Origin of the sequence: Bradyrhizobium sp. 31Argb (assembly GCF_043638955.1) — a bacterium.
Taxonomy (GTDB): Bacteria; Pseudomonadota; Alphaproteobacteria; order Rhizobiales; family Xanthobacteraceae; genus Bradyrhizobium.
The window spans coordinates 1-8,347 of sequence record NZ_JBEGDB010000327.1 but is presented as its reverse complement, the minus strand read 5'-3'; the positions used below and the strand labels follow the sequence as shown (position 1 = coordinate 8,347).

The window sequence follows — 8,347 nt, the reverse complement described above, 5'->3', positions numbered from 1 at the left end:
GGGATTTGTTGGGCATACGTTCTCCGTTAGAGAACTGTCCCTAATTTCCCGTGTCTCACTTTTGGGGGGCACTCCAAGCGCGCCATCCGCGTAGCTCCTCTTTTCCTCTGCTAGCTGAGCCAGCCCGCGAGGCCTCGCGTTGATCTCGCGCAAGCCGAATAGGCGATGACCCGAAATTGCAGCGCAGATCCCCACCAGGCGCGGAACCACAGGTGGACGCCGTCCTCCATGCCCGAACTTCCGCTTTCAAACGCGGCGGCATCAAAGCGCGGTGTGATTTTCGGAACGATGGGTCCGTGAGACCAGACGATTTCCGAGCGACGCTTGGCCACACTGCATCACGCCGCTTTCGAGGAACAGAGGACGTCATTTTCTCCCGCAGAGGCGCGTGAGAACACGTTATGCATCAAGATCAGCGGGCATCACCCGCGGATCATCCAACCAGATGCCTTTCGATTTCGCCGACAGGATGCTTGGTGAGATCCTTGTCGAACTCAGCCAGGATATGCCGTTTCACGTCAGCATGAAAGGCAACTCGAAGCTCCGCCAGGGTTCGCGGCGGGGCCACGACGACGAGGGCCTTTGCCTTGCCGCTGCGGATGACCTGCTCGGCGGCCGCCGCCACCTGTCGCGCGAACCGGTGCTCTTCGAGATCATGCCAGTCCACCGGCTCGACCGTACTTCGCTGCCCCGAACCCGGCTTCCTCGTGCGTCCGGGCCGCTCGCTGCCCTGATCATGGGTCGAGGGATTTTGCAGCTCAAAGACTCGCTCGGTCTTCAGATTGGGGAATTTCTCATCGCCCTCGTTGCGGAGGAACAGCGCTTTCCGCCCGTCGCCCACGAATACGATGGCGTCATGCGGAATCTTGAGTTTGCCCATGATGAAGCTCCGGTACTTGTCCTCAGTCTGCCGAACGGCGCGAAACGTGGTCGTAGCTGCACACGATTCGACAACGACAGCAGGCTATCTCGGTACCATTCTCCGCGGTTTGTTCTGGATCAAACCATCCGGATGCATCGCGCGTCATATAACGGCACCGGGCCGTGGGGGCATTTCGCCTCCGCGGGCCAAAACCTTGCGCTAGATCAAATCGTCCGATTGCAGATCTTCGACAAAGAGCGGATGAGACACTTCATCTTCGTCTGCCCCAATACCCATCTCAACGTTCAGCACAGCCTGGACGAGGAAGATAATACCGATCAGAACGAATTCACGGCGGTAAGCTGCCCCGCCTGCACGCGACTGCATTTTCTCAGCCGCAAGACCGGCCAATTGCTGGGCGCGGATTCGAGCCCGAAAAACTAGCCCTCATTCTAAGGATGCGAGCGCCGCACGGGGTTGTTCAGGCTGCGGGCAGATGCGTCAGATACTCATAAACGGCGCGAAGGTCGTCATCTTCCATCCTGCCGATCGGCTGCCACGGCATCTGATTGCCGAGGGTGTGACCGTTCGGATCGACACCGGTCCTCATGGTGGCGACGAACTCCTGGAATTTCCAGCCCTTTACGACATTGAGGTCGGGCCCTAGCGGCGCGAGCTGGCCGGGTTTGCCGCCGGTCAGATCCTTGCCATGGCATTCGCGGCAGTCTTGATACGAAATGAGATATTCACCGTATCGCGACGTGGGACCTTCTGGTGGCGCGGTAACATGTTCTGTTGAGACGGGCTTGCCCGTTGGCAGCATGCCCGCGCCCAACATCGCGATGCCCAGCGGGGTGAGACGATCGGCCGGATTTATCGTCTTTTCTCCCAGAGCAGGCAGACTGCGGAGATAGGCAATCACCGCTTTGGTGTCCTCGTCGCTCAGCTTTCCGGCATTGGTGTAGGACATGATGACAAGCCAGCGACCGTCAGGATCGACCCCGTTGCGAATGGCGCGGAAAATATCGCCGTCCGACCACCGGCTTAATTGCCCGACCGGCGTGAGGTTGGCGGCTATAAACGAACCGATCGGCAACGAGATATCCTTGCCGAGATCCCCGCCGCCGGTGAGCGTGTCGGTCCTGGTATGGCAGCCGCTGCAAAAGCTGTCCGCGATCGTCTGGCCACGCCGGATTTGCTCCGCGGTCCCCGCAATCTTCAAGTCCACGCCTGGCGCACTGCGTGCGTGCAGCTTGAACAGTCCGATGGTCAGCAGCACGCTGATCGAGAAGGCAATGACGGAAGCCAAAGCCGCCAAACCTGCTCCGCCCCATTTGACAATTGGTTTCTTCGATCGCCAGCTACGAATACCTGAGCATGCCAGCAATCCCGCGATGACGATCAACGCCGCGGGCTCGAGCCATTCGAACATCCTGTACTGCCCCAAAAATCAAAATCGATGCGTTGGACGATGAAATGTCGGCCACTGCAGACGCTATGGGGCGAGCGATACCAAATAATTTCGAGACCGGCCTATCGTGTTACAGGTGTAACGTGCGCGACGACCTGCCCCTCTCGTCAGCGATGGCTAGTAGCAGCAGGATCGGACAAGGGACAGCCGCTTTGGGAAAGACACCGGACCGGTACGTCGCCTAGAACTCGTATTGAACACTCAAAGCCAAGGTCCCGCCATGTCCCGGTTCCCAACTGGCGCGGCCACGCCCGCGTCCATCGTCGACGCCTTGAAAGCGGTAGCTGGTGATCCGCCAAAGGTGCGCGCGAGCTTTGCCAAGGGCCGTTGCGTTCGCGGCACCTATGCCCCGTCGGATCGAGCGGCGGAGATTACGAAATCCCCAAGCTTCACCAGACCGTCGCGCGTGCTGGCGCGCTTCTCGGTCGGTGGCGGCAATCCTAACGTCGCGGATACCAACAACCTCGTGCTGCGCGGCTTCAGCTTCAAGCTCGGCGACGATCGCCATCGCTCCGACATTCTCGCCGAAAGCGCTCCGGTGCATTTTGCAAGAACGCTCGACCAGATGCAGGCGTTCCTCAAGGCGCGCATTCCGGGACCGGACGGCAAGCCGGATATGGCGAAGGTCAAGGCGTTCTCCGCCGCCAATCCGGAAACGCTGCATCAGGCAAACTACATCGCCGCGCGTCCACTGCCCGGGAGTTTTGCCGGTACGACCTATTGGGGAGTGCACTCCTTTCCCGCAACGAATTCGAAGCGCGAGACGCGATTCATCAAGTTCATGGTCGTTCCTGTCGGCGGAGACATCACGCTGACCGAAGACGAGGCCAAAGCGAAGTCCGCCGACTTTCTGCACGATGACCTCGAAAACCGGATCGCTGCAGGCGACGTCCGGTTCAACGTGATGGCGCTGCTCGACCGTCCCGGCGATCCCACCATGGACGTGACCATTCGATGGCCGGATGAGGACAATCGCGAAGCGGTGCGGCTGGGAACGATCGTCATCACCGGTCCTGAAGCGAATGATGCGTGCGACGCGTCCATCTTCGATCCAGCAAATCTCGCCGAAGGCATCGGCCATCCGCCGGACGAGATCTTTGCGGCGCGCCACGCCGCCTACACCGTCTCACTGGCGAAGCGTCGCTGATCGGACGAGGCGCCCGGTATTATCCTTAAGTTACTTCTCGTCCGGGGCGCTGAGCGCTTCGCGACGCCACGCTCCCGGGCTGACGCCGACCACGGACGAAAAGACCCGCGTGAAGTGGCTTTGATTGGCAAAGCCGGCCGATATCGCAACCTCGGACAGCGGCAGGTCGCGAACAGTCATCAACTGCTTGGCCGCCTTCACGCGCTGGCGAAGCAGCCACTGGTGCGGCGGCAGGCCGGTGGAGATGCGAAATGCGCGTGAGAAATGACTGACCGAGAGGTCAAACTCCGCCGCGACTTGCTCCAATGAAATCTTTCCGGCGAGGTCGGATTCGAGCCTTTCGCAGGCGCGCTTCTCCTGCCACGGGGCAAGACCGCCGCGGGCCGGTTCGGTGGCACGCTTCAGTCCGCCATAGGTCTGGGCGACGTGCGCGGTGAGCGCGAGCATCATGTGATCGACGAACAGCTGGTTGGTCTCGTCCGGCCGACGCAGTCCTTCCACAAGCGACGCACCGAGATGACGGACGACCGCGTCGTCATGGCCGATACCCGGCTCGTAGGCGAGTTCACCAATGAGCGGTGCGCCGGCCTGCCTGGCGATATCGTCGAGCGCCGCGCGCGGCAGATAGAAAAAGATGGAGTGGAACGGCTTGTCGATCACGTAACGGGGATTGCGCTTCAGGTCGTACAGATAGGTTGCGCCACCATCGACATCCGTCTTGATGACGCATCGTCCGCGCTCCCAGCACTCGCAGTCCGGGTAGTCGCGAAACTTGAGGCTGACGAGATAGGCATCCTCAGAAGGCATCGAGCCGGAAAGACCTGGCACGGGATCATCGTCCCGGGTTTCAGTCACGGCGAGTTCGGCGCTGCGCAATGTACGCGTGACCAGCGAGGGCGCCTCCTTCAGGCGGAAGCGTCGCCCGAGCCTCTGACCGTAGGCGCCCGCCTGTCTCATATTGGTTGACCTCATCAATGGAATTGGACCATGCGAGTCATTGTCGTCCGCGAGGCCACGCTGGCAGTATCGAGGATCAGTGAGCCACTGTCCACGCTCGCCCGGTGAATGCGTAGCCGTCCTGACAGCATACCGGACCAATCACGACAAAATGAATTTCAAAGCGATTTCAATTTGATTCGACCCTTGCGGCTTGGTCGCAAGAAACATTCCGCCCGACGAGGTGGCAAATCACGGCGCGATTCCAGCGTGCGTTTGTGAAAGAGCCGACAGCGCCCCCGACCGAGAGCGGGAAACGACTCGCTCAACGACCTTGTTCAACAGCGGCAAGACGATGGCGTTCGCGGCACATGATTACGACTTTTGTCGCATGAAAGCGCGCTACTGCGTCGCTTGGCCATCTCGATCAGAAGTTCGGGCGACAAATCACAAAGTGTCGCAATGGCGCGCTTGGAGCAGGATCTGGCAAAGCATGGCCGCTTTGGGAAAGACGCCGGACTTTTACGGGCCTTAGAACCCATACCGAGCCTCGAACCCAAGAACGGCGCCAGACCGGAGAGCAGAAGCGTCAGTCTATCCGCTGAACCTGCGAGACTAGACTCGCTGCGCGATACCCTCGTGCAGCACCTTCCAACATCATTGGAAGCATACGAGAGGCACTGGCTCCACGCCTCATTGTCCCACGACACGGCTGCGCGCAGTGAGCGCATGGCCTTTGGAATGCGAGCATACGTCCATGAATAAGCCGATCTTGCGCGATCCACGGCAGGATAGTCCGCCAGCCGCATCTGAGGCGCGCCAGAGCAACGCGCCGATTGCCGATGGGCGTCCTGCCGATGTGGAGATGGCCCGTGTGCTCGGGACCACACCATTTCGCATGGCGTTGGATCCCTCCGGTGCCGGGATCGCCCACTGGAAACATGAACCATTGCACGACGTCGTCGAGCCCATGACCGACCACGTCATCATGGCTTACAACGGCTCGATGCAGCGCATGGAGCGGCGGTCAGGACGATCGGTTGCGATTGGAACATTTCGTCCTGGGGTCGTGATAATCATTCCGGCCGGCTCAAGCTCCCGGTGGGACATTCCGAAACCTGTTGATGTCGTTCAACTCTACCTTCCGCCCGCAACGCTTGAGCGCGTTGCCCGCGAAGCCGACACCGCCACACCGAGCGATCTCCTGGAGCGAACGGCGCATCCCGACCCCATTACATCCCGATTGCTCTTGAGCGCGGCCGATTGCCTGGAGGGCAATGGGGCCCTGGATGCGCTTTTCAGGCAGCAACTCACGAATCTTCTGGCCACCCGCCTTCTGGCCGCGCACACGGGCTCGCCAACCACGTTTCAGCCGACCATGGGTGGGCTGCCGCCGAAGGTCCTGCTCCGTGCCATCGAGCGGTTGCGCTCGGACAGCGACGCGGACGTCTCTCTTGCTGCGCTTGCATCGGACGCTGGCCTGTCGCGCTTCCATTTCTGCCGTGCCTTCAAGGAAAGCACGGGGCTTTCGCCTCACGCCTGGCTGCGCCAGTACCGGCTCGAGCAGGCAATGAACATGCTGCGCAACACTGACGAATCCGTCGTGTCGGTCGCAGCGGCGCTTGGCTACGCCTCCCAGACCGCCTTCGCGGCGGCGTTCAAGAAGCTGACCGGCGAGACTCCAAGCGATTGGCGACGACGCATGCGCTAGCAGCAATCGCTCTGCAGGTACGGCAATCGCTCTGGGGGAGTCGCAGATCAGGTTCGTTACATCATCACCGTGCCCACGCCTACAAACGGACGGAGAGAAGCGATGGCCTGGAAGGATTTCGGCAGCCCACTTGCAATTACACGGCGACGCAGAGTCGTCGCGACCGCACTTGTGTACGGACTTTCATTGACCGTTCGCTTCACCTCAGCAGCGGGCGAGGGAACGGAATCATCGGCACAAGCTGCGCAAAGCACCAGTCCAATGATTGCCGGCGCCCAGATATTCTACAAGGACTGGCCTCCAAAGCCCGCTCTGCCGATTGTTTTTCAACTCGGCTGGCCGCTGGGTTCGAGAGGCTGCCGCGCGGCATGCGAGAGCGCCATGCCAATGTCGTCACGGCTGAATTGCCCCGCACCATAAGCGGCGACCATCTTCGTTTCACGTCTTCGCGTCGTCATCGATCGCAACAAGCTTTGGCGCCAATGGCAAGCGGCGACGACGCGCGCGCACGTCTAGGAAAACCCAACCACAGGAGAAGATCATATGAGACTTGTCATCACCGGCGCCGGCTTCGCCGGCATGTATGCTGCACTTTCCGCTGCCCGTCTGCGCGACATCCAGGGCGTTTCGCCCGAGGATTTGGAGATCGCGCTGGTTTCACCGGAGCCGACGCTGGTGGTTCGCCCGCGGCTCTACGAACCGAAGCCGGAGACCCTGACGGCACCTCTCCTGGATGTCCTCAACGCGATCGATGTTGTCTATGTGCAGGGCAGCGCCGAGACGGTCGACACCAAGTCTCGCACCGTGCAAATCGTCACGGCCAAGGGCGCACGAAAGACGCTCCCCTACGAACGCCTGGTCATGGCCACCGGCAGCCGGCTGTTCCGTCCGAATGTTCCTGGCCTCGCCGAGCACGGGTTCAGCGTCGATCAGCTCGAGGACGCGATCGCCCTCGACCGGCACCTGCGTGGTCTCGCGGATCGGCCGGCATCGAAGGCGCGCGATACGGTCGTCGTTGCCGGCGGCGGCTTCACCGGCATCGAGGCGGCCACGGAGATCCCCACACGGCTCCGTGCGATCCTTGGCAAGGACACCAAGCCGCGCGTCATCATCGTCGATCGAAACAATGCGATCGCCCCGGATATGGGCGCAGGTCCCCGCCCCGTCATCGAGGACGCACTGCGCAAGTGCGGCGTGGAGACCCGGCTCGGCGCCGGTGTCGCCTCGCTCGACAAATCCAGTGTCACGCTTTCCGATGGAGAACACATCGAAACCGCGACCGTGATCTGGGCGGCCGGCATTCGCGCCGCTCCGTTGACCGCGCAGATCCCCGCCGAACGCGATAATTTCGGCCGACTGCTTGTCGACCGCGATCTGCGCGTGCCGTCGGTGGCTGGCGTCTTTGCCACCGGCGATGCCGCGAGAGCTGCATGCGACGATGTCGGCAACTACGCGCTGATGTCGTGCCAGCACGCGACGCGGATGGGCGCCTTTGCCGGCCACAATGCCGCCGCCGAGCTCCTGGGAGTCCCGACCAAGCCATATCACCAGAAGGCCTACGTCACCTGCCTCGACCTCGGCGAAGCCGGTGCCCTCTTCACGCGCGGCTGGGAACGCAAAGTCGAAATGGTCGGCGAGCAAGCAAAGAAGACCAAGCAGGATATCAACACCGTCTGGATCTATCCGCCGCGAGCTGAGCGTGCCGCTGCGCTGGCGTCGGCCGATCCTGAGCGGGTGACTGACCTCTGAACACCTCACCAGCATTGACCGCGATTTCCACGCGGGAAGCACGCCCGCCCAGGATCGAGCGTCAAGATTGAACGCAGGAGTTTTCGAAGATGAACCAGATGATCCGCAACACTCAGCAGGAGACGAACATGAGCTTAGACACGACCGCACACTCCGTTCGATCGGGGCCAGAAGAGTTGGTATCGTCGCGCTACGCGCTGAAGGTCGGCGAGATTGACGTGCTGGTGGTCAGCGATGGAGTACTACCGCTGCCCACCAAAATGTTAGGACACAACGCCGACCCGGCCATCCGGGCGGCCTGGCTGAATGACATGTTCCTGCCGCCGGACGCTTTCGACTGGGCGCTGAACGCGGTCGTGGTGCGTAGCGGCGGTCGGACCATCCTCATCGACGCCGGACTAGGCCGTGTGGACAGTTACCTTATCCAGAGCAGAGTGGCGGCAATGGCGACGACGGCGAAGTAGTTTCGCG

Annotated in this window: 7 protein-coding genes and 1 pseudogene; 5 read left to right on the top strand and 3 right to left on the bottom strand. The window is 61.4% G+C overall.

Translation table 11 applies throughout. The annotated features are described in order from the left end of the window. Positions 1 to 433: 433 nt before the first annotated feature. Positions 434 to 880: a host attachment family protein gene (locus AAFX91_RS36185; protein WP_282530820.1), complete on the bottom strand. Its 447-nt coding sequence runs from the start codon at positions 878 to 880 to the stop codon at positions 434 to 436. On the opposite strand from AAFX91_RS36185, the gene AAFX91_RS36180 reads away from it, so the two are divergent. Continuing rightward, a complete protein-coding gene (locus AAFX91_RS36180) occupies positions 857 to 1,306 on the top strand; it encodes a hypothetical protein (RefSeq protein ID WP_245475632.1) in 450 nt (149 codons plus the stop codon). The two genes, AAFX91_RS36185 and AAFX91_RS36180, sit on opposite strands and share 24 nt — an antisense overlap. A 37-nt stretch (positions 1,307 to 1,343) precedes the next feature. Here AAFX91_RS36180 and AAFX91_RS36175 read toward each other — a convergent pair whose 3' ends face one another. Beyond that, on the bottom strand, positions 1,344 to 2,294 hold the full coding sequence (locus AAFX91_RS36175) for a c-type cytochrome (RefSeq protein WP_394569710.1): 951 nt from the start codon (positions 2,292 to 2,294) through the stop codon (positions 1,344 to 1,346). A 259-nt stretch (positions 2,295 to 2,553) separates the two neighbouring features. Between AAFX91_RS36175 and AAFX91_RS36170 the strand changes: the two genes are divergently transcribed. Next, a complete protein-coding gene (locus AAFX91_RS36170) occupies positions 2,554 to 3,480 on the top strand; it encodes a catalase family peroxidase (protein WP_394569709.1) in 927 nt (308 codons plus the stop codon). Positions 3,481 to 3,510: 30 nt separating this feature from the next. Here the strand turns inward: AAFX91_RS36170 and AAFX91_RS36165 are convergent, their stop codons facing one another. Continuing rightward, positions 3,511 to 4,437, bottom strand: a complete 927-nt coding sequence (locus tag AAFX91_RS36165; protein ID WP_130576884.1) for an AraC family transcriptional regulator — start codon at positions 4,435 to 4,437, stop codon at positions 3,511 to 3,513. Positions 4,438 to 5,173: 736 nt separating this feature from the next. Between AAFX91_RS36165 and AAFX91_RS36160 the strand changes: the two genes are divergently transcribed. The 3 genes and pseudogenes from AAFX91_RS36160 to AAFX91_RS36150 form a co-directional block, all read left to right on the top strand. Continuing rightward, a complete protein-coding gene (locus AAFX91_RS36160; protein ID WP_394569708.1) occupies positions 5,174 to 6,127 on the top strand; it encodes a helix-turn-helix domain-containing protein in 954 nt (317 codons plus the stop codon). A gap of 543 nt (positions 6,128 to 6,670) precedes the next feature. After that, the gene (locus AAFX91_RS36155) at positions 6,671 to 7,876 is read left to right on the top strand and encodes an NAD(P)/FAD-dependent oxidoreductase (RefSeq protein WP_394569707.1); all 1,206 of its coding nucleotides are present in this window, start codon (positions 6,671 to 6,673) and stop codon (positions 7,874 to 7,876) included. 89 nt (positions 7,877 to 7,965) lie between these two features. Then, a pseudogene (locus AAFX91_RS36150) lies at positions 7,966 to 8,280 on the top strand (MBL fold metallo-hydrolase); the annotation flags it as partial. Between the last annotated feature and the right edge of the window lie 67 nt (positions 8,281 to 8,347).